20 protein-coding genes are annotated in these 20,561 nt (G+C 65.8%); 12 read left to right on the forward strand and 8 right to left on the reverse strand.

What is annotated here, in order from left to right; genetic code table 11:
• Positions 1–393 precede the first annotated feature (393 nt).
• Positions 394–1,647, forward strand: a complete 1,254-nt coding sequence (locus tag N825_RS39785; protein ID WP_063833864.1) for a D-alanyl-D-alanine carboxypeptidase family protein — start codon at positions 394–396, stop codon at positions 1,645–1,647.
• 40 nt (positions 1,648–1,687) lie between these two features.
• Here the strand turns inward: N825_RS39785 and N825_RS17460 are convergent, their stop codons facing one another.
• Together N825_RS17460 and N825_RS17465 are read right to left on the reverse strand one after the other, a co-directional pair.
• Positions 1,688–2,146: a TerB family tellurite resistance protein gene (locus tag N825_RS17460; RefSeq protein ID WP_037454577.1), complete on the reverse strand. Its 459-nt coding sequence runs from the start codon at positions 2,144–2,146 to the stop codon at positions 1,688–1,690.
• Positions 2,147–2,292: 146 nt separating this feature from the next.
• Complete coding sequence (locus N825_RS17465; protein WP_037454580.1) at positions 2,293–2,580, reverse strand: hypothetical protein; 288 nt, start codon at positions 2,578–2,580, stop codon at positions 2,293–2,295.
• A 325-nt stretch (positions 2,581–2,905) separates the two neighbouring features.
• On the opposite strand from N825_RS17465, the gene copM reads away from it, so the two are divergent.
• Positions 2,906–3,286 (forward strand): CopM family metallochaperone, encoded by a 381-nt coding sequence (copM, locus tag N825_RS17470; RefSeq protein WP_051512506.1) that lies wholly within the window; start codon positions 2,906–2,908, stop codon positions 3,284–3,286.
• Between the two features lie 2 nt (positions 3,287–3,288).
• On the opposite strand, the gene N825_RS36615 is transcribed toward copM, so the two are convergent.
• Complete coding sequence (locus tag N825_RS36615; RefSeq protein WP_051512507.1) at positions 3,289–4,239, reverse strand: lysozyme family protein; 951 nt, start codon at positions 4,237–4,239, stop codon at positions 3,289–3,291.
• 372 nt (positions 4,240–4,611) lie between these two features.
• Here N825_RS36615 and N825_RS17480 point away from each other — a divergent pair, with 372 nt between their 5' ends.
• The 3 genes from N825_RS17480 (at position 4,612) to N825_RS17490 (ending at position 8,529) form a co-directional block, all read left to right on the forward strand.
• Entirely contained in the window at positions 4,612–6,525 is a 1,914-nt protein-coding gene (locus N825_RS17480) for a methyl-accepting chemotaxis protein (protein ID WP_198038375.1), read from the forward strand.
• Between the two features lie 124 nt (positions 6,526–6,649).
• Positions 6,650–7,282, forward strand: a complete 633-nt coding sequence (locus N825_RS17485) for a glutathione S-transferase N-terminal domain-containing protein (RefSeq protein ID WP_037454827.1) — start codon at positions 6,650–6,652, stop codon at positions 7,280–7,282.
• Between the two features lie 47 nt (positions 7,283–7,329).
• Positions 7,330–8,529 (forward strand): 3-phenylpropionate MFS transporter, encoded by a 1,200-nt coding sequence (locus tag N825_RS17490; protein WP_051512509.1) that lies wholly within the window; start codon positions 7,330–7,332, stop codon positions 8,527–8,529.
• A gap of 5 nt (positions 8,530–8,534) precedes the next feature.
• On the opposite strand, the gene N825_RS17495 is transcribed toward N825_RS17490, so the two are convergent.
• Positions 8,535–9,119, reverse strand: a complete 585-nt coding sequence (locus N825_RS17495; protein ID WP_157619335.1) for a hypothetical protein — start codon at positions 9,117–9,119, stop codon at positions 8,535–8,537.
• A gap of 396 nt (positions 9,120–9,515) precedes the next feature.
• Here N825_RS17495 and N825_RS17500 point away from each other — a divergent pair, with 396 nt between their 5' ends.
• Both N825_RS17500 and N825_RS17505 read left to right on the forward strand, forming a co-directional pair.
• Positions 9,516–9,842 (forward strand): hypothetical protein, encoded by a 327-nt coding sequence (locus N825_RS17500; protein ID WP_037454593.1) that lies wholly within the window; start codon positions 9,516–9,518, stop codon positions 9,840–9,842.
• A gap of 144 nt (positions 9,843–9,986) precedes the next feature.
• Positions 9,987–11,138, forward strand: coding sequence for an acyltransferase family protein (locus tag N825_RS17505; RefSeq protein ID WP_084164823.1), 1,152 nt, complete (start codon positions 9,987–9,989; stop codon positions 11,136–11,138).
• On the opposite strand, the gene N825_RS17510 is transcribed toward N825_RS17505, so the two are convergent.
• Positions 11,129–11,506, reverse strand: coding sequence for a VOC family protein (locus tag N825_RS17510; RefSeq protein ID WP_198038376.1), 378 nt, complete (start codon positions 11,504–11,506; stop codon positions 11,129–11,131). The two genes, N825_RS17505 and N825_RS17510, sit on opposite strands and share 10 nt — an antisense overlap.
• Positions 11,507–12,014: 508 nt before the next feature.
• Between N825_RS17510 and N825_RS17515 the strand changes: the two genes are divergently transcribed.
• From N825_RS17515 to N825_RS17530, 4 genes are all read left to right on the forward strand, one after another.
• Positions 12,015–13,196, forward strand: a complete 1,182-nt coding sequence (locus N825_RS17515; protein WP_198038377.1) for a porin — start codon at positions 12,015–12,017, stop codon at positions 13,194–13,196.
• 268 nt (positions 13,197–13,464) lie between these two features.
• Positions 13,465–14,601, forward strand: coding sequence for an HlyD family secretion protein (locus N825_RS17520; protein WP_157619337.1), 1,137 nt, complete (start codon positions 13,465–13,467; stop codon positions 14,599–14,601).
• Positions 14,602–14,626: 25 nt separating this feature from the next.
• On the forward strand, positions 14,627–15,655 hold the full coding sequence (locus tag N825_RS17525) for a DUF2955 domain-containing protein (RefSeq protein ID WP_037454604.1): 1,029 nt from the start codon (positions 14,627–14,629) through the stop codon (positions 15,653–15,655).
• Positions 15,656–15,668: 13 nt separating this feature from the next.
• Positions 15,669–16,313 carry a MarC family protein gene (locus tag N825_RS17530; RefSeq protein WP_037454607.1) on the forward strand — a complete coding sequence of 215 codons (645 nt, stop codon included), beginning with the start codon at positions 15,669–15,671 and terminating at the stop codon, positions 16,311–16,313.
• A gap of 48 nt (positions 16,314–16,361) precedes the next feature.
• Here N825_RS17530 and N825_RS17535 read toward each other — a convergent pair whose 3' ends face one another.
• From N825_RS17535 to N825_RS17545, 3 genes are read right to left on the reverse strand one after another with little or no spacing between them, the layout of a single operon-like run.
• Positions 16,362–17,342: an MBL fold metallo-hydrolase gene (locus tag N825_RS17535; RefSeq protein WP_084164826.1), complete on the reverse strand. Its 981-nt coding sequence runs from the start codon at positions 17,340–17,342 to the stop codon at positions 16,362–16,364.
• A 31-nt stretch (positions 17,343–17,373) separates the two neighbouring features.
• Entirely contained in the window at positions 17,374–17,808 is a 435-nt protein-coding gene (locus N825_RS17540; RefSeq protein ID WP_037454609.1) for a hypothetical protein, read from the reverse strand.
• A gap of 1 nt (position 17,809) precedes the next feature.
• A complete protein-coding gene (locus tag N825_RS17545) occupies positions 17,810–18,586 on the reverse strand; it encodes an SDR family oxidoreductase (RefSeq protein ID WP_037454839.1) in 777 nt (258 codons plus the stop codon).
• A gap of 183 nt (positions 18,587–18,769) precedes the next feature.
• On the opposite strand from N825_RS17545, the gene N825_RS17550 reads away from it, so the two are divergent.
• A complete protein-coding gene (locus tag N825_RS17550; protein WP_037454611.1) occupies positions 18,770–20,314 on the forward strand; it encodes a winged helix-turn-helix domain-containing tetratricopeptide repeat protein in 1,545 nt (514 codons plus the stop codon).
• Positions 20,315–20,561 lie beyond the last annotated feature (247 nt).

A 20,561-nucleotide genomic window follows, 5' to 3' on the forward strand; every position in this document is an offset into this window, starting at 1 on the left:
GTCGACACGCCGGAACGCGGAACACTGTCGGCCCGCAGGTCGCCATCGCGCCATCCTTCCTATTCATACTCCTGATAAGAGCGGCTTGATGGAACTTTAACCATGCGAGATTATAATGAAAAAAAAATGAGGCAAGCCGTATCCCGTCGAAGTCCGACTCGGACGCCGGCTGGAAGGCTGAAAAACACCGATCACCGAGCACTTTTCCCCTTCCCGATCTGTCAGGCATTTGAGGCAAGTCCGGGTATCCGTCCGGTTGGACGGCTTGGCCGTACTTTAACCTTCGTCATAGAGTCATGCCACAAGTAACTGAAAAGGAATGAAACAAAGTTCTTAATTTGTTAACCAATGCCAGTTAATGATTTGGGTGGCAGTGTTTTTCCAGGAACCATCATGTTTCGCCGCCTTACCGATTTGCAGTCCCGCATCACCTTCGCCGCGGCTCTCGTTTTCGCCTTGGCGTTCTCCGTTCCGGCCATGGCGGCGGCACCGCCGTATGCAGAACTCCTGATGGATCCGGCCACGGGTGCCGTGCTGGTCGCGGAGAACCCGGACCGCGAGACCCAGCCCGCCTCCTTGACCAAGATGATGACGCTGTTCCTTGCGTTCGACGCCCTGGACAAGAGCGAGTTGACGCTCGACCAATTCATCCCGGTGTCGCGGCGTGCCCAGAACATGGCGCCGTCGAAGCTGGGGCTGATCGCCGGCACCTCGATCAAGGTCGAGGACGCGATCCTGGGGCTGGTGACCCGTTCGGCGAACGACGCGGCGGTCGTGCTGGCCGAGGCGATCGGCGGCACCGAGGAGGGTTTCGCGGAGATGATGACGACGAAGGCGCGCATCCTGGGCATGCGCAACACCACCTTCGTCAACGCGTCCGGCTTGCCGAACTCTCGGCAGAAGACGACTGCGCGCGACATCGCGGCGTTGTCGCAGGCACTGATCAAGACCCACACCCGCCACTTTCCGTATTTCAGCCGCGCCAGCTTCTCCTACAACGGCGCCGTGGTTCAGTCGCACAACAGGTTGATGAGCCGCTATGACGGCATGGATGGCATCAAGACGGGTTTCGTCAACGCCTCGGGCTTCAACCTCGCCGCCACGGCGATGCGCGACGGCCGCCGCCTGATCGCGGTCGTGCTGGGCGGCCGCAGCGCCCGTGACCGCGACAACAGGGTCGCGGCCCTGCTGGATCATGGTTTTGGCGTGGCACCCCTCAAACGTCCGGTGGCGACCGTCGAGGTCGCGGCCGTGGTTCCCGCCGTCCGCGCCGCTCTCAAGGCCGACGCCGTGGATCGAACCGAGAAGGCCGCCCGCGACAAGACGAAAGTCGCCGTGCCGCCCAAGGCGGGCACCTTGAAGGCCAACGCGGTCAAGGCTGTCGGCAAGGTCAAACCAGCCGCCAAGGGTGAAAGCTGGTCGATCCAGATCGGCAGCTACAAGAGCCAGAAGGCCGGTCAGGTCGGCTTGGGCGTCGCGAGCAAGGCCATCGCCGTCCAGGTCAAGGGGGCTGACACCACCGTCATCAAGAATCGGAGCGGCATGTTCCAGGCCCGCTTCACCGGGATGACCAAGGCCGCCGCGGAGCAGGCGTGCTCCCGCCTGGAGGCCAAGGGGCAGGATTGCTTGGTGTTGGCTCCGCGCTGAGCGCCAGACCAATCACCCGATCAGGGCCGGTGAACTCCCGTCACAGGCCATGGGTGGACGGATCAAGCTTCAGGATCCTGGCGATCTCCAACGCCGCGTCCCGCTCCGGTTGCGTCAAGGCGCCGTCGCTTCCAGCTCCTCCGACGTCCAGGGCCGCGCGCAGGACCAGGGCCCGCTGATCCTCGGGCGCGTCCGAGAAATCCGCCAGCACGGCCAGCGCCCTGTCATGGCCGAATTTCGTGTCGCGGTCGTAATTGGACAGGTGCTTGGCGAGGACGCGGTGGATATCCTCCGTCCGCGTGGCGTCGCCCATGAGGCATCCCAGCGCCTCGTCGTCGATCTCGCGCAGTTCGGCCGGGTCGGTGGCGCCGTCGGCGAAGGCGACCAAGGCGCCGGCCGCGACCACCGCCGGCACCAGCAAGGGCAGGTCATCCGATCCAACGCCGTGGCGGGCGCCGTGTTGGGCCAGATGGCCGATGAGCGCGTCTATGAATGACATGGCTTGCTTTCCCCCGAAGGAACATGGCGACACCGGCGCCGCCCATCTTCACCGCATGTTCTTGTCGATCCAACCGCCATGCGTCAACACGATGATGGGAAGGTCGTCGCGGCGGCCTCGGCCGGTCCCTTCCCAACCGATCCGCCTCAGAGCGTGCAAGGTTCCATGACGGGCTTGCCGCGCCGGGGCCCGCCGGTGTGCTGGGTGATCGCCATGCCGTGTCTTTCGCGTTCGGCGCGATCCGCGTCCTGTCCGGGTTTCTCGGGATCGGCGTCGTCCGCCGTCTCGCCACGAGTCCGCAATCTCCGCTCGGCCGCCTCCCTGAACGCGTGCTTCACCGACTCGGGGCGCCTGACCCAGGCCACTCCCGTGCGATCGCTCTCCTCATAAAGTCTTTGCGCCAGTTCTTCACGCTGTCTCGTGTTGGTCCCCATGGCACCCGCCCCCTTCCAGCATCGGTCCTTCCACGCTCGGCCGCCATTCCGGCGACATCCATCATCCACGCGTGTTCCGCGCGGCGGAGCGGGCCATTCCCCCGTTCGAACCCGCGTCCGAACCAGCCGTACAGGCCTGTTGTCCTGGTGTCGCGAAGCCGTCCGGCGGGAAGGCTTCCTGATCCAGATGTAGGTCGCCGACCCCCGTTGGATCAGGGTGGCGGCCGGATTTAGCCGCCGCGTTATGGCGCATTGACCTTCCAGCGGCGGTAAGCGTTAGGTTGCCACCCGACGGTACGGGATTCCACGAGGGAGAGTTCGGCAAATGGGTATTTCACAGGTGTTCCGCCTCTCGGGAGGCGTCGCCCTGATCGTGTCGACGCTGGCCGGCGCTCCGGTCCTGGCGCGGCAGGATCACATGAGCCATGGGGCCCAACCGTCGGGCGGCGCGGTCGCCGAAGCCTTCAAGCAAGCGAACGAGCGCATGCACAAGGACATGGCGATCGAACCGACCGGCGACGCCGATGTGGACTTCGCGCGCGGGATGATCCCGCATCACCAGGGCGCCATCGACATGGCGCGCATCCAGATCGAGCACGGCAAGGACCCGGAAATGCGCCGGCTCGCCCAGGAGGTGATATCCGCGCAGGAGAGGGAGATAGCTCAGCTCAAGGATTGGCTCGCCCGCAATCCACCCAAGCCCTGACCCTATCCGTGATGTCCTTCGCGAGGGGGCGGCGGGGCCATCATGCCTTCCTCCGCTTCGTTGGCCCCGTCGTCCCGCGCGCCATCCTCGCCCATCTGGGCGAACAGCAGGGTGTTGGAGTGCGCGGGCGTCGGCTGGGTGCCGGGGGTGTCACCCTCGAGCTCCGCGAAGCGACGCTCGTCCGCCGCCATCCGGCGGGTCAGCCGGTTCAGCATGTCGGACGCCGTCAGGGCGTGGCCGGAGCGGTCGTGGAACAGGTTCTTGTTGGCGGCGGCCGCGGCGGGCAGCAGGTCGCGGGCGATGGCCTTCGGCGTCTTCTCCGCGGCGTTGATCAGCCGGGCGGCGCCACTGGGTCCCATGACATAGGCGATCCGGCTCTCGATCGGCGAGGCCGGACGCCCGAGCATTTTACCAAGCCGCTCCTTGCCCTCGCCCAAATAGCGCGCCGCCATGCCGGCGGACAGGTTGGGGTCTTCCCGGAGCGCCAGGATCCTCTTGCGCGTGGCGGCGTCGCCGACGGTCGGCGTTCCATCGACGATCTTGATCTTCTGGGCCATGTCCCCCAGCCCATAGGCCGAGCCGTGGCGCTTGACCAGATCGAGCCAAGTGCGCTCGATGAATTGGAAAGGTCCGGTGGCCGAGCTCTTGCGGTTGCGCGCCTTGGTGTCCAGGCCGCTTTCCTGCTGGGCCTGGGACATCAGCGAGACGAAGCTGTGGCCAGAAAGCCCGGCGACGGACCGGATCGCGTCCACGACGGGTTCGCCCGCGGCTGGCGTGGTTTCCTTATTGGTGGCAACGGGTTTCCGGCTAGGCACCGGAGTGGCCGCCTGCTGGACCGCCGCCGCGAAGCTGTCGCCACCCGGCTTCCGCGCGGGCGGCGGAGGCTGCCAGCCGGAGCCGGCGATCGCGGGCTTCTTGCCGGGAACCGGCGTCAGTCGCGGGTCAGCAGCCATGGGACATCGTTTCCACATCTTTTGAGCTAACCCATTCTAAGGCTCCGCAGGGCTTCTGAGAAGTACAATCGCTCACGCCCGCGCCCCGGCGCGTCGTTTGGATCCGTTCCGTTCCCCAGCAGTTAGACAACTTAAGACTGATCTGGATCAGTGCGGACGAGACCTTAAAGAGTTTATGGAGCCCGGTTCCGGCGACTAGCGCCGAGGTGACATCCACAGGCACGCGAGCGCCGCTGACGGCGCGCGACGAGACGGCGAGGCGAGGCGATGGGTTCTCTTATTTCCAGGTTCAGGATCGGTTTCCGGATCTATGCGGGATTTCTGTTGGTTTTATGCCTGCTTGCCGCCGTCGGTGGTTATGGAGTCGTCGAGTTGACCAAGGCCCGGGATAACTTCAACCGGTATGGCGAAACCTCGGCCAACACGTCGGCGATCATGATGATCAACCTGGATTTCATCGAGTTGCGCCGGAACGCCTTGCTGTTCAGTTCGTCCGGCAGTCCGGTGGCGGCCCAGAAAGTCCAGGAACTGCTCGACCACATCGCCGACAACCTCCGCGTCGTCCTGCCGGCGACCGCCGACGCCGCCAGCCGTGCGCGGCTGGGACGGATGATCGTACTGGCGGCCGACTATGGCACCAAGTTCACGAAGCTGAAGGACATCCGCTCCAAGCGGGACAATCTGGTCGAAACCAGGCTGAAGCCGCTCGGCGAGCAGGTCGTCGGCAACCTGTCATCCCTGATCAGCGAGGCCACCGCGGCCAAGCAGATGGAAACGGCGGGCATCGCCGGGGTGGCGCAGGAGCAGTTCATGTACGCCAGACTCGGCGCCACCCAGTTCCTGACGGCGCCGAGCGAGGAACTGTTCGACGGCGTCATCCGGCGGATCTCGGCCTTCACGCCGGCGGCCAGGAACCTCGCCGCCTGGTTCGACGACCCGGACCGCATGGCGCTGGCCCAGGATGTGCTGCGGCTGGCCGAGTCGTACATGAAGTCCTTCAACGACATGGCGACCTTGGCCTTCGAGGTGAACACCCTCCTCTACGAGACGATGCCAGTGGTCGCGGAGGAGTTCGGCACCTTGACGCAGGTCAATGTCGACGCGTGGACCACGACGCTGAAGGACACCGAGCGCCAAACCCTCGACGAGATCGCGCGGACCATCCAGGCCAGCGTGGCCCTGGTCGTCGCGGTGTTGGTGGTGGGCGTGGTCCTGGCTTGGCTGATCGCCCGCAGCATCGTGACCCCGGTCAAGAACATCACCGCGACGATGACCCTGCTGGCGGGCGGCGACCGGTCGGTCGAGGTCGTCGGCCTGACCTTCGCCGACGAGATCGGTGAGATGGCCAGGGCCGTCCAGGTTTTCAAGGAGAACGCGATCCGGGTCGAACGTCTCCAGGCCGAGCAGGCGGTCCACGAGCGGCGCATGCTCCAGGAGCGCCGCAAGGCCATGATGGACTTGGCCGATGACTTCGAGAACCACGTCAACGGCGTCGTCACCCATGTCACGACCTCGTCGGGCGAGATGAATGCGACGGCGGCCACCATGTCGACGGCGGCCCAGCAGGCGACCCACCAAGCGACGGCGGTCGCCAACGCCGCCGACCACGCGTCGAGCAACGTCCAGACCGTCGCCGCCGCCGCCGAGGAGCTGGCCGCCTCGATCGCCGAGATCGGCCGTCAGGTCGAGCAATCCTCCCAAACCATCCAGCACGCTGTGGAGAAGGCCCGGCGCACCAACGAGATCGTCGGCAGCCTGTCGACCGCGGCGCAGAAGATCGGCGAGGTGGTGGGATTGATCAACACGATCGCCGGCCAGACCAACCTGTTGGCGCTGAACGCCACGATCGAGGCGGCGCGCGCGGGCGACGCCGGCAAGGGCTTCGCCGTCGTGGCGTCCGAGGTCAAGAACCTCGCCAACCAGACCGCCAAGGCCACCGAGGACATCTCGGGCCAAATCAGCTCGGTCCAGGCGGCGACCGCGCAGGCGGTCGAGGCGATCCAGGACATCCTGCACACCATCGACGAGGTCAGCGGCACCTCCGCCGCGATCGCGATCTCGGTCGAGCAGCAGCAGGCGGCCACCGGCGAGATCGCGCGCAACGTCGAGCAGGCCGCCGCCGGGACCAGCGAGGTGGCCGCCAACATCTCCGGTGTCACGGCGGCGGCCGACGCCTCGCTCGCCACGGCGGAGCAGGTCCTGCGCGAGTCGTCCGAGTTGACCCGCCAGTCGATGGTGCTCCGGCACGCGGTCGACGACTTCATCGGCAAGGTGCGCGCGGCCTGATCCGGCGAACGGGCGATTCCGTGAAATCGTCGGGACGGCAAGGCTGACCTGTTCGCGGAAGCGTTGATAGGATGGTGACCATCAACAATTCCGCGGACGGGGTCCGCGCGTGGGGGAGACGGCCGTGATCGATCTTTATACCTGGACCACCCCGAACGGCCGCAAGGCCTCCATCATGCTCGAGGAAACCGGGCTGCCCTACACGGTCCATGCGATCGACATCGGCAAGGACGAGCAGTTCGCCCCCGATTTCCTGAGGATCAGCCCCAACAACAAGATCCCGGCGATCGTCGATCACGACACCAGGGCGACGCTGATGGAGTCGGGCGCCATCCTGCTCTATCTGGCGGAGAAGACCGGCATGTTCATGCCGCAGGACGGGCCGGGCCGCTGGCGGACATGGCAGTGGCTGATGTTCCAGATGGGCGGGGCCGGCCCGATGCTGGGACAGGCGCACCACTTCCTGCAATTCAACCCCGGCAAGGCGCCCTACGCCGAGGAACGCTTCGCGGCCGAGGCCCAGCGGCTCTACGGCGTCATGGACAAGCGGCTAGCCGCGGTCGAGTACCTCGCCGGCGAGGAGTACACGATCGCCGACATCGCGACCTGGCCCTGGATCTCGCGTTTCGAATGGCAGCGGATCGATCTGGCGCAATTCCCGAATGTGCGACGCTGGTATATCGCCATCGCGGAGCGCCCGGCGGTCAAGCGTGGCTATGATGTGCCAAAGAAGGTCAACGAGATCCCGCTGGCCTGACGTCACGCCCCTCCGCCACATTTCGCGGACCTCGCCCCCGGATCCCAATGCCGTTGCCGCTGCGCCTGTCGCTGTTCTACGCCGCCTATTTCCTGATCATGGGCGTGCAACTGCCGTTCTGGCCGGTTTGGCTGCAAAGCCGCGGCCTTTCATCGGAACAGATCGGGACGGTCCTCGCGGTGGCGCTGTGGGTTCGCATCATCGCGATCCCCGTGGCGGGCGTGGTGGTCGACCGCACCGGTGAACGCCGACGGGCCCTGGTCGCGCTGAGCGGCGTCGCCTTCGTGGCGTCGCTCCTCTACCTGCCGGCCGGCGAGCTGACCGTCGATGGCGCCACGGGCGGCTTCGTCGCGATCCTGCTGGTGACGATGCTGATGAACGCGGCCTTCAGCCCGGTGATGAACCTGGGCGACAACCTGACCCTGCTGATCGCGCGGGCCTACCAGCTCGATTACGGCCGGATCCGGTTGTGGGGCTCGGTCAGCTTCATCCTGGCGTCCGGACTTGGCGGCGTCGTGGTGGCGGGCAACCGGCCCGACAGCGTGCTCCACCTCCTGATCCTTGCGACGGGCTTGACGGCGCTGACCTGCTGTCTGGTGCCCAGGCCGCCTCCGCCGGTGATGCCGTCGACCGGGACGCCGCTCAAGACCGGCCGCATCATGGCCCTGATGCTGGACCCCAGCTTCCTGCTGTTCCTTGGCGCCACCGCCGCGATCCAGTCCAGCCACGCGGTCTACTACGCCTTCGGCACGCTCCATTGGCGCGAGCTTGGACATTCCGAGGCGGTGATCGGCGCGCTATGGGCGGAAGGGGTGGTGGCCGAGATCGTGCTGTTCGCCTTCGGCACCGCCGTGATCCGCCGGCTGGGGGCTGGGCGCCTGTTGATGCTGGCGGGGATCGGCGCGCTGGTCCGCTGGTCCGGCACGGCGGTGGCGGAAACCTTGCCGACGCTGGCGGCGCTGCAACTGCTGCACGGCTTGACCTTCGGCGCCGCCCATCTCGCCGCCATGCGCCACATCGCGAGCGCCGTGCCCGTCGATCGCTCGGCCACCGCCCAGGCGCTGTATGGCGCCCTGGCGACGGGGATGGGCACCGCGATCGCGATGACGCTGGCCGGGGCCGCCTATGCCCGGATCGGGGCGGCCTCCTATCATGTCATGGCGGCGATGGGCTTGGCCGGCGCGGTGCTGGCGCTGGCCCTAGCGTCGCGTGAGCGGCACCGGGGACCGGAGCCGGCGAAGGCGTGACTGGCCTAGTCGCGGTCCGGATCCCGCTCCCAGGTGGCCGGATCCTCGATCTTGCGGAGCGTCAGGATCTGCGCCGCCGCGGTGAACAGCAGGCCGGACGCCGCGAGCCGCCCATTCTCCTGGTCGGCATGGCTGAGGCAGGCGAGTTGCGCCGCCCCCAAGGCATAGGCCTGGAGCAATTCCGCCGGATCGCCTTCCGAATTACGCGACCACCATCGGCGCCCATGGCGGCGCATGGTGCGCAGCGCCGGTTCCATGACATCCCAATCGGGCAGGCGGCTCTGGAGGAAGCGGGCGGGGTCGGCCCCATCCTCGCTGTCGCCAAGCGCCGCGCGGCCCAGATGGATCGCGAATTCTATGAAGGGGTAGCGTTCCGAGACCCGCCCGCCGGCGCGGAACGCAATGCTCATCAGCAGTTCGGATACCAGCGCCGACTCGCGTGGCTCCAGCCCGTCCAGGACGTCGAGCAGACCGGGCGCCAGACCGGCTTCCGGTCTGTCGCCATCGCGGTTGGCGGTCACCGCCGCGACCAGGGTGCGCAACGCTTCGACCTGGGCTTCATGGGAAACCGGTCGGGACTCTTGTGCCATGGAGATGTGCTCTTCGCCTTCCGCAAGGACCAGCGGACGCGCCTTCCGGCGCTCCGAGCACACCTGTTACAAGGCGATGGAGCGGATTGTCCAGGAGAACGAATACGCGGGTACTCGCGCGGCGGAGCGGGAGCCGGTTCTCAGCTGTTCGGCTTCCGGGTCATCAGGAACCAGAACAACCCCACCGTCACGCCGACGGTCGCGACGAGAAAACCGAGCGCGATATAGGCCTCGATGTCGAGATTCATGGTACGGCACTCCTTCCGCGGATTGGCTGCGATCAATGAACCAGGGCGTAGCGTGCGACGATCGGCTGCCCTCGCGCATTGAAGATTCGCAATCCTCCGGTGGCGGCGGGAGAGTAGGGATGAAATAGACGCGAACAGGGTGAACCGCATGTCCGACCATCAGTCCCGCGCGGGCCAACCAAGCCCGCTCGATCGGCCGATCATCCGCCGATTGGGCGGGGCCCTGGCGGCTGGCATGGTGGGAGGAGCCCTCACCGCGGTGGGCCTGATCGCCACCGATATCGGGGGGATCGGAACCCTGACCTTGGGATCGGCGGGATTGGGACGGGAAACGGTGGGCCCCGCCGGGGGAACGGACGGTGATCTCACGGGAGCCATGCTGCTGGTTTGGGGCATGGCCGTTCTGTTCGGCTTTGTCGGACTGGCTATTTCGATCATGTCGCTGGGCGACTGGAGTGATTCTCCTCCCGACTGAAAGCGTGAGAGGGAGAAGAGTAATCCGTAATCGAAATTGCGTACCGAGCGGAGTAGCGTTCTTATCCAACAATCGGTTAGAAACAACTGAGCTGCGTTGACGTTATCATGTAGTACCAAATACCGCCTTTTATTATGGTCTGCCATGAGTAACGCGCCTCGGTCCTACATTCCCATTAAACAGCACTCGGGGTTATATCAACTTAATATTGTTTCTATTCAATATCTCCGCGCATTCGCGGCAATTCTCGTGGTCTTTCACCACGCGCGATACCAAGTCACCGAATTCCAGGTTTTCTACGATCAAGGTGTTTGGCTGTTCGGCCAAGCCGGCGTCGATATCTTTTTCGTCATCAGCGGGTTCATCATGTGGGTGACGACCAGTGGCCGGCCCATGTCGCCGGGGCGGTTCATCCAAAACAGGATCATCCGAATAGTGCCGATGTACTGGATCGTGACCTTGGCGGTGGCGATCGCGGTGTTGCTGATGCCCAGCCTGTTCCGGGCGGCCGAGGCGACGCCGGAGCATGTGGTCAAGTCCCTGCTTTTCATTCCCCATTTCGATCCAGGCGCTCCTGGAAGGATCTGGCCCCTGCTGATCCCGGGATGGACCCTGAATTACGAGATGTTCTTCTACGGGGTCTTCGCGGCGGCGATGTTCCTGCCGCGCCGCCTGATCATCCCGGCGGTGGCGGCACTCCTGGCGTCGATCAGCCTCGCCGGCCACATACTGACCTTCGAAGACCCGGTGCTGAGCTTCTTCTCGGAATCCATCATCATGGAATTCGCGGCGGGTATGCTGCTCGGCCAGATCTATCTCCAAGGGCGTCTGGCTCCGCCAGTCTGGCTCTCGGGGCTGTCGATAGCCGCGGGACTGGTGATGATGGTTGTCCTGACCCCTTGGGAAACGGCCGAGACCCGCCTGCTGGTCTGGGGCGTTCCGGCCCTCCTGACGGTCGCCGGCTTCCTGGCGCTCGAAGTCAAGGGCATGATCGGAAGGAACGCCATCTTGACGTTGCTGGGCGACGCCTCCTACTCGATCTACCTGACCCATATCCTGACATTGGGCGTCGTGCGGACTGGGTGGCGCAAGCTTGACTTGGTCCAGCAGGATCTGGCGACGGCCTGCGTCTACATGGTGTCGGCCATCGTCATTTCGGTGGCGGTCGGCATCGTCTGCCACTTTCTATGCGAGGCGCCCATCCACAGATTGGCGAAACGCTTGACGGCGGGGTCCGGCCGCTCGACCGATGTCGGACCGGTCGGCGCCATGATGGGCGGATCCCGTCAGCGGTAGTTCGAAACCTCGACCAGATTACCGTCAGGGTCGCGGAAATAGATCGACAGGATGGGGCCCGTGGCACCGGTTCGCGCGACCGGCCCCTCCTCGATCTCGATGCCCAAGCCCCGGAGCTGTTCGGCCATCGTGTCGACCGGTGTGCTGGAAATCAGACAGAAGTCGCCCGATCCCGGCGTGGGCCGCTCCGCCTTCGGATCGAACTCCCGCCCAGCCTCGTGCAGGTTGATCTTCTGCGCCCCGAAGGCCAGGGCCTTCCGCCCGCCGGCGAAGACCACCACCCGCATTCCCAGCGCCCGCGAATAGAAGTCGCAGGTGGCGTCCACCGAGCGCACCGTGAGCACGAAATGGTCGATGCGGTCGATCATGATGGTCCCCTTCGAATGCCGTGGATCAACGGCGTGGCGGTTCCCGGCTGCCGGCTCGACCCCACTCCCATCGAGATTTTCCCGTACCGGGCGTCAGCCAGGACATAGCTGAAAACCCCACGAAGATCACCTCTTTCGATATCCAGGTGGCACCGATCGGGATTTCCCCTGGGAGAGCCTCGGACGACCAAGCCTTTCGAGTGCCCAGCCGAAACAAACGTGGCTGAATATACGGGGCAGGGTGCCAAATTTGTTAAAAATACGACAAAACAGTGTCGGACATTTTGAAAATATGGCAGTCTTGGAAATCAAGAAAATCCGAAATAATTAATTTTTTATTTAATACAAATACTTCAAAAATTTACTTATTTGCGCAAACATGTTGCTTCAATGCATCAGATTCTGCCTTTCGCTGGAAGTTGGCGGAGTATTTGTTGCGGAAACATTAACGCGTCGTTCAGATAGGGGAGTTCACGGATTTACCCTTCGACCCGATCAGGGAATGGTCATGAGAAATATCCTGCTTGCCACCACCGCCATCACCGCGGTCGCCCTCAGCGCGCAGTCCGCGCAGGCGCAGATCGTCGTCAGCCTGGGCGGCTACACCGAGTTCTTCGGCGCCTATTACGACGATGACAGCTCGGCCCGCACCAGCCGCGAGTTCGCGCTCGAGACCGAGATCGTCGTCCGCGCCGACGGCAAGGCGGACAATGGCCTTCTCTACGGCGCCAAGGTCGAGTTGCAGAACAGCACCGGCGGCACCAGCCCGTCTGGCGTCGGCACCGACGAGGCATCAGTCTACTTGGGCGGCACCTGGGGCCGTATCGAACTGGGTGACTTCGACGGCGCCGCCGACACGCTGGCGATCTACGCTCCCCTGGTCGGCATCGAGCAGATCGACGGCGACGCCTACCGTTTCCTGGAAAACACCCCCGGCACCGGCCCGCGCGCCGGCTTCGCCCTCGGCGGCATTCCGAACGGCAGCCTGGTGCAGGCGCCCGACAGCGGTGACGCGACCAAGGTCATGTACCTGACGCCGCGCTTCGCCGGCATCCAGGGTGGCGTCAGCTACGCGACGCAGAGCGGCAACGAGGCCCAGAGCGTCGTCGGTTTCAAGACCGCCGGCGGCTACAAGGATTTCTGGGAGTTCGGCGCCAACTACACCGGCGAGTTCTCAGGCTTCTCGATCGCGGCCGGCGCCACCGGCAGCACGGCCACCGGGCAGGATCTCGGCACGATCGGCGGCCCGCAGCTCGAGGACTTCTTCGCTTGGCAGGCCGGCGGCCAGATCGGCTTCGGCGGCTTCAAGGTGGGCGGTGGCTACATCGACGCCGATGACTACAACGCGGTCTCCGGCGTTCCCTCGACCTCCGGCGACAGCAGCGTCTGGCACGTCGGCGTCACCTACACCGCCGGTCCGTTCGCGGTCGGCCTGACCTACGCCGACGCCGAGGGCTTCAAGAGCGGCCCCGAGTTCGACGCCACCGGCGTGGTTCCCGGTACCTACGCCACCTCCTACAAGACCTATGGCGGCGGCGTCGCCTATACCCTGGCGCCCGGCTTCACGGTCGCCGGCGACGTCATGTATGTCGACGAGGACCTGCGGAACACGGACGCCGTGACCGGCGCCACCACCAATGCCAGCAACGAGGGCATCGTGGCCGTGCTCAGCACCCGGCTGGATTTCTAATCCGCCGAACGGACCTGATCGGGTTTGAACGAGGGGGCGTGGCGCCAAAAGCGCCGCGCCCTTTTCGTGTCCGGGAGGTTCCGGAACCGACCCCACGGCCCCTGTTCGACACACGCCGCAAGATCATGCCCTGAAAACCGCGTCCCCATTCTTCCGGCATTCGCGGCAAAGCCTAAAGAATGACGCCGTCATGCGTCCGGACACCTCTTCAAGGCCGCCTTCCCTGGTATAGCGTTGCCGTGATCGATGACCGCGATGCCAGGGCAGCATGGAAACAAGCACCCTTCCCGATCGACGCGCCATGGCGGGCGACGACGAAACCGGCGCGTCCGGAGCCGAGCGCGATCTGGCTGGACTGCGCCGGATCACGCTGGCCGCCATAGCACTCGCGGCCGTCGTGTTCGCCTATTACGTCGTGGCGGACCGGACGACGCCGTTCACCAGCGGCGCGCGGGTCCAGGCCTTCATCGTCCGCATGGCGCCCGAGGTGGCCGGCCAAGTGCTGAGCGTCGATGTGATCGACAACTCGCGCGTCGCCCGGGGCGACACGCTGTTCAGGCTGGATCCCACGCCGTTCCAGATCGCGGTGGAGCAGGCGCAGGCGAAGCTCGCCCAGGTGGGGCAGAGCATCGGCGCCTCGACGGCGGCGGTGGATTCGGCGCAGGCCATGCTCGACGAGGCGCGCGCGGCGGAGGCCAACACGCGTGCCCAGACCGCGCGCACCTTCGAGTTGGTCAAGCGCGGCGTCTACGCCTCCGCGCGTCAGGATCAGGCGACCGCCGCCCTGGACGAGGCGCTCGCCCGCGTCGTCCGCGCGGAGGCGGAGCTTGCCCGGGCGCGCGAGCAGCTTGGCCCGGCGGGTGACGGCAACCCACAGGTCCAGGAGGCCATCGCCACGCTGGACAAAGCGCGGTTCGACCTGTCGAAGACCACGGTGACGGCCCCTTCCGATGGCGTCGTCACGAACCTGCAACTCGCGGGCGGTCAGGTGGTGACGGCGGGCCAGCCGGCCATGACCTTCATCAGCGTCACGGATGTCTGGCTGCTGGCGCCCATGCGCGAGAACAGCCTGGGTGTCCTGGCGTCCGGCCAACGGGCCGAGGTGGTGCTCGACGTGCTGCCGGGGCGGGTGTTCGAGGCGACGGTGTCCAGCCTGGGCTGGGGCATCGCCTCGGGTTCGGCGGATCCGGCGACGGGTTTGCCGAAATCACCCAACGAAACCGGCTGGCTGACCAGCCGGGAGCAGTTCCCGGTGCAACTCGCCTTCGATGCCGACAACCTGCCGCGAGGTGCGCGCTATGGCTCGAAAGCCGCCGTGCTGGTCTATTCCGGCGACAACGCCGTGATGAACGCGATCGGCTGGCTGCGCATGCGGCTGATCGCCATCCTGACCTATGTCTCGTGATACCCCGTCTGATGACACTGGGGCGTTGGAGCGGCGCGCCCACGCCTTGCGGCTCGCCCTCGCCGTGGCGGTCGGCTTGGTGTTCGAGATCCTGCGGGGTGCGATGGTGCCGCCGCTCGCCGCCGTGATCGCGCTGCAACTCCTGGCGCTGCCGGGACCGCGGCCCTCCGCGAAAATGGTCGTGGGTTTCTTCGTCGTCGTCGCGGCCACCTCGGTGCTGGCCTATGGCGTATCGGTGTTGACGGCGGATCACGCGCTGCCCCACGCGGTGGGAATCGGACTGATCTTCCTGTGGGGCTTCGCCCTCGCGGCCCGGCCGAAAACCACGGCGGTGGGAGCGATGACGCTGACGATGGCCATCGTGGTCACGACCATGGCGGCTGTCTCCACCGACCTTGCCGGTGTCGTGGTCGCCGGGGTGTTGACTTCGGTGGCGATCGGCATCGCCCTGGTTTTCCTGGCCCACGCCGTCTTTCCCCAGCGGACGCCGCCCAAGCCCACGGCGGCAGCGGATGGCGCCGCCGCTGGAGTGGGCGCGCGGGCGATCGTGGCGACCCTGATCCTGCTGCCGCTGCATCTGGCGCTCACCGCCGAGGGCCTCGCCGCGATGGTGGTGCCGCTCACCGTGGCGACGATGCTCCGCCAAGTCAGGGTCGAGCGGGCGGCGGACCACGCGGTGAGCTTCGCCGCCGGCAACCTGCTGGGCGGAATTGTGGCGGCGGCGGCCGTCCTGGTGGTGAGCCTGCACGACACCATTCCGGTGCTGGTCACGGTGACCGCCGCCGCGGCGCTCCTCATCGCGTGCTGGATCGAGCGCGCTCCGGCGCTCGCCGCCGTGCTGCTGCCGGGCTTCGTCGCGTTCGCCATGCTGTTCGGTCTCGCCTTCGCGCCAGCGTCGCTTTCCGCCGACGTGGAGCTTCCGAAGCGGCTTGTCCAGATCGGCGCCGCCAGTCTCTACGCGCTCTGCGCGATCAGCCTCGCCCTGCCGTTCATGCGCGGGCCGCGGCCTGGCGCCGGGCATCCCCTGGGGGCGAAGTCCCTCATCCAGCCCTGACGCCGGAGGCTCCATGGATTTCTCGGTCATCAATCTCGAACTCGTCGCGACTCTGCTTCTGCTGCTCCTGATTGGCATCGGGCCAAAGATCGCGCTGGTGCCGTTCCTGGAGAAGACCAAGAAGTTCCCACCGGAGCGGCAGGTCGCCATCGGCAAGCGCATGGTGCTCACCGCCGTGGGGGCGGCGGTGGCGGTGTTCGTCACCGGTGGTTTGCTGCTGAGACTGCTGCACATCACGACCGGCGCCGTCGCGGTGGCCGGTGGCATCATCCTGGCCCTGATCGCCGTCAAGATGGCGCTGGGCGCCGAGGAGGTGGTGGAGAACCACGAGGTGCCGGCCGACCCCGACAAGCTCGCGGTCTATCCACTGGCGATCCCGTACCTGTTCAACCCGGTCGGCATCACGGTCCTGATCATCGCGTCCGACAGCGTCGATTCGATCGCTGCGGCGGCGCTGGTGCTGGGCTTGGTGCTTCTGGTCGGCGCGTTCGACTATCTGGTCTTCAGCAACATCGACAAGATCGCCAAGCGGATCAACCCCACATCGCTGATCGTCTCGGAGATCGTGTTCGGCGTCCTCCTGACCGCCGTGGCGGTGCAACTCTTCGTCCTCGGGCTGGGGCTCCTGGGAATCATCGAACGGGCCGCGGCGCATTGATCGGGGGGTATGGGGGAGGGGGTGGGTGCCGTCCCCCTCCACAAGCGGTCAGTAGTCCCAGAAGGCCGCCACCCAGCGGAAGGCATCGCCGTCGACCGCCACCCGGCCGATGGATGGGAAGGGCAGGTGCGTGGCCACCAGCTGTTCGCGGCTCGCCGCCAACTCTCTCAGAAGCTGGACCCGGACGCGGGCCGCCTCTTCGGGGTCGTGTTCGAAACCGTTATGCCAGTCGGGTTGGTCGAACCCGACCGCGAACACGGCGTCGCCGGCGAATGTCAGCCCGTCGCCGTCGGACGCCAAGCGGACCACGCTGTGACCGGGAGTGTGGCCGCCGACCCGACGAACGACCACCCCCGGCGCCACCTCGCGCTCCGCCTCGAACGGCCGCAGATAACCGCGGTACTCGTCCATGAACCGTTTGGCGGTCGACCGGAGCGCGTCCGGGAAACCCGGCGGCATGGCGGTGTGGGAGAAGTCGGGCGCCTCCCAGAAGTCGACCTCGGCGGCCGCCACGTGGATCCGCAGGTCCGGACGCAGCCGTTCCTTCACCCCATCGACGAGCAGCCCGCCGATGTGGTCCATGTGCATGTGTGTCAGCACGACGTCGGTGACGGAGGCGAGATCGACGCCGGCCGCCTCGAGCCGCTTGATCAACTGCCCGGCTCGCGGCAGATCCAAATTCGGGTCCAGTCCCAGCCCGGCGTCGATGAGGATGGTCCGTCCGCCGCTCCGCGCCACCACGACGTTCAGGGGCCAATCGAAAGCATCGCGGTTCAGGAAATTGCCGTCCATCCAAGCCGCCCGGACGGCCGGGTCCACGTTGTGTCCCATCATCACGGTCGGCAGCGGTAGCACCCCATCGCTGATCACCAGCACGTCGATATCGCCGACCTTCAGGGCGTAGCGCGATGGAACCAACTCGTCACGCTCCGATCCACCGGGGTGTGGGGAAACGTCGAAGTTGATGTTCGTCTCCCACGTCCGCTGTGTTTCAGTATTACGGGCGAGGGGGGTCGGATGCAGTGTCATGGTCTGTCTCCTGATGCTTAAGGTTGGATAGTCAGGCGAAGGCGGCTCTCGCGGCGCGGGAGCGGCGGATCGCCCAGAGCGTGAGCGCGATGCCGATGAGGGCCGGCAGGGTGACGGCGGGAAAATCGCGCGGTATGGCGGAGGGCGCGCAGATGCCGACCGCGACTTCCCACAGGTGGAACAAGGCGTGCGCCGACAGCCACAGCGTGGCGGCGGTCCACAATCCGATGCGACGGTCCGGCCGTAGCAGGCCGACGAAGAACGCGACGCCTAGGAAAAGCTGGATGATCCCGATATCGCGGATGAAGTGCTGATTGAAGAAGCCGGTATCGGTCACGCCCGGCACGGCGTCGTACCAGACCAGCGGAGCGGCGAGCATGAAGAGCCCATTCGCGGACAGGAAGATCCCGTTCAGCGCCACCGCCGCGGTGATCGCGATCGGGGCGGATTCGAAACGCGGTCCCATGTCAGGCTCGCGCGCCCGGTGCCAGTGATTTGGCCGATGAACTGGCGAGCCAATCCTCGAACCGCGTCGGACCGATGCGTGGGTTTCCGCCCGGTGTCAGTGACTGATCGTCCAGCACCGAGCCGAAGTAGCGGGCGTGGATGTCGGCGATCGCCCGGCGGCCATCCCTCTTCGCGGCCATCACCACTCCAGCCAGCTTGTCCAGCGCGATCGGCTCGGGTCCGGCCACCTCGACGGTGCCGTTCAGCGGAGGGGCCACCGCGAGATCGGCCAACGTGGCGGCGACGTCATCCGACGCGATGGGCTGGATCAAGGCTGGCGACAGGCGGATCACATCGCCCTCGGCACCAGCCTCGATGATTCCCCCGATGAACTCGAAGAACTGCGTCGAGCGGAGGATCGTGTAAGGGATATCGGAGGCCTTGATCAGGGTCTCCTGGGCGACCTTGGCGCGGAAGTAGCCATTCTCGGGAAGCCGGTCGGTGCCGACGACTGACAGGGCCACGTGATGGCCGACACCGGCCGCGCGTTCCGCGGCGAGAAGGTTGCGGCCGGAGGTCTCGAAGAACTCCAGAACCTTCTTGTCGTCGAACGATGGCGAGTTCGCCACGTCGACGACCACTTGGGCACCGGCGACCGCCTTGGCCAGCCCTTCGCCGGTGATGGTATCGACACCGGATTTTGGAGACGCCGCCATGACCTCATGTCCACCCTGGCGAAGCCTGCCGACAAGCTTGGCCCCGATCAGGCCGCTGCCTCCAATGACGACGATCCTCATGCTTCGCTCCTCCATTTGACATCGACCACGCCGGTCGCGATCGATGAGCGGAGGATGCCTGGAAACTGGCCGGAAGACCTTGCGGCCTCCTTGAATTTCCATTGAGTCCCGCTTCAAATATCGTCCAAATGGACCGCGATCCTGGCCCTGTTCTTCCAATCCATCAGCCTGCCGAGCGCCAGAATGCGAGTCGTTTTTGGGGACCACCTGCTCGACCTCGACCGGCGGGAGCTCTCCCGGGGCGCCGAGGCGATCGCGGTCGGACCGCAAGTCTTCGACCTGCTGGTTCATCTGGTGCGTCATCGCGAGCGTGTCGTCAGCAAGGATGATCTGCTGGACGCGGTGTGGGGTGGAAGGATCGTCTCCGAATCAACCCTGACCAGTCATATCAACGCGGTGCGCAAGGCGATCGGCGACACTGGCGGGGAACAGAGGCTGATCCGAACCATCGCCCGGAAAGGCTTCCGATTCGTCGGAGACGTCACGGAGCTATCATCCCCAATCGAGCCGCCGGCACAGGTTCTGGCTCTTCCCGACAAGCCCTCCATCGCCGTCTTGCCGTTCCTGAATCTCAGCGGCGATCCGGAGCGGGAGTATTTCGCCGACGGCGTGGTCGAGGACATCATCTCGGCGCTGTCCCGCATCGGCTGGCTGTTCGTGATCTCGCGCAATTCCAGCTTCACCTACAAGGGCCGACCGGTGGATGTGAAGCAAGTGGGCCGCGAGTTGGGCGTGCGCTACGTGCTGGAGGGCAGCGTGCGCAGATCGGCGAACCGCGTGCGCATCACGGGGCAGCTGATCGACGCGACGACGGGCGCGCATCTCTGGGCGGAGCGTTTCGAAAGCGCTCTCGACGATATCTTCGAGCTGCAGGACCAAGTGGCGGAGAGTGTCGTTGGCGCGATCGCGCCGCAATTGGAGCGGGCGGAGATCGATCGCGCCAAGCGGAAGCCGACCGAAAGCCTGGACGCCTACGACTACCATCTGCGCGGAATGGCCAGTTTTCACCAGCGAACCCGGGAGGCCGTCGGCGAGGCCCTGCCGTTGTTCCACAAGGCGGTGGAGCTCGATCCGGACTTCGCCTCCGCCTATGGAATGGCGGCGTGGTGCCATTTCTGGCGCAAGATCAACGGCTGGATGACCGATCCCGCGGCGGAGGTTACCGAGGCCGCCCGACTGGCCCGCCGGGCGGTGGAGTTGGGCGTGAACGACGCGGTCGCCCTCACCCGAGGCGGTCACGCGCTCGGCCATTTCGGCGGCGATCTCGACGGCTGCATCGCCCTGCTCGACCGGGCGCTGGTGCTCAACCCCAATCTGTCGGCTGCCTGGTATCTCGGCGGCTTCCAACGGATCTCCCGCGGCGAACCCAATGACGCCATCGACCGCATCGCCCACGCCATGCGGCTCAGTCCCCTGGACCCGGAAATGGTGCGGATGCAGGCGGGAATGGCCATGGCCCATCTGTTTACCGGACGCTTCGACGCCGCGTCGTCGTGGGCGGAGAAGGCGTTCAGGGACTTGCCGGGATTCCTGCTGGTTGCCGCCATCATCGCGGCGAGCCACGCGCTCGCCGGCCGAACGGACGAGGCCCGGCGGGCCTTGGGTCATCTACGCGGGCTCGATCCGGGACTGCGCATCTCCAACATCGACGACTGGGTCCTGCTCCAGCGTCCGGAAGACCTCGCCGTGTTGACGGAGGGCTTGCGGAAGGCGGGGCTGCCGGAATGAGGGGGTGGGGGGCACTCGGGGCGTCGCGGGGATGAGGTCGATACTGGAGAAACCAACCGCCACCGCTCCGAGTGCGATTTAAGCTGGGCGGTTGGGCGAACTGATTTGGCTGCGTCTCATCAGGAGTGGAAGTCATGGGTCTCGATCTTCGCGAAGGCTTCGAACAGTCCTGCGATCTAACGATCCGCCTATTCGCTCCCCCACCGATCACGGGTGTGATGGTAGATGTCATCGAGGCGGTGCGAGG

Origin of the sequence: Skermanella stibiiresistens SB22, from assembly GCF_000576635.1 — a bacterium.
Classification (GTDB): Bacteria; Pseudomonadota; Alphaproteobacteria; order Azospirillales; family Azospirillaceae; genus Skermanella; species Skermanella stibiiresistens.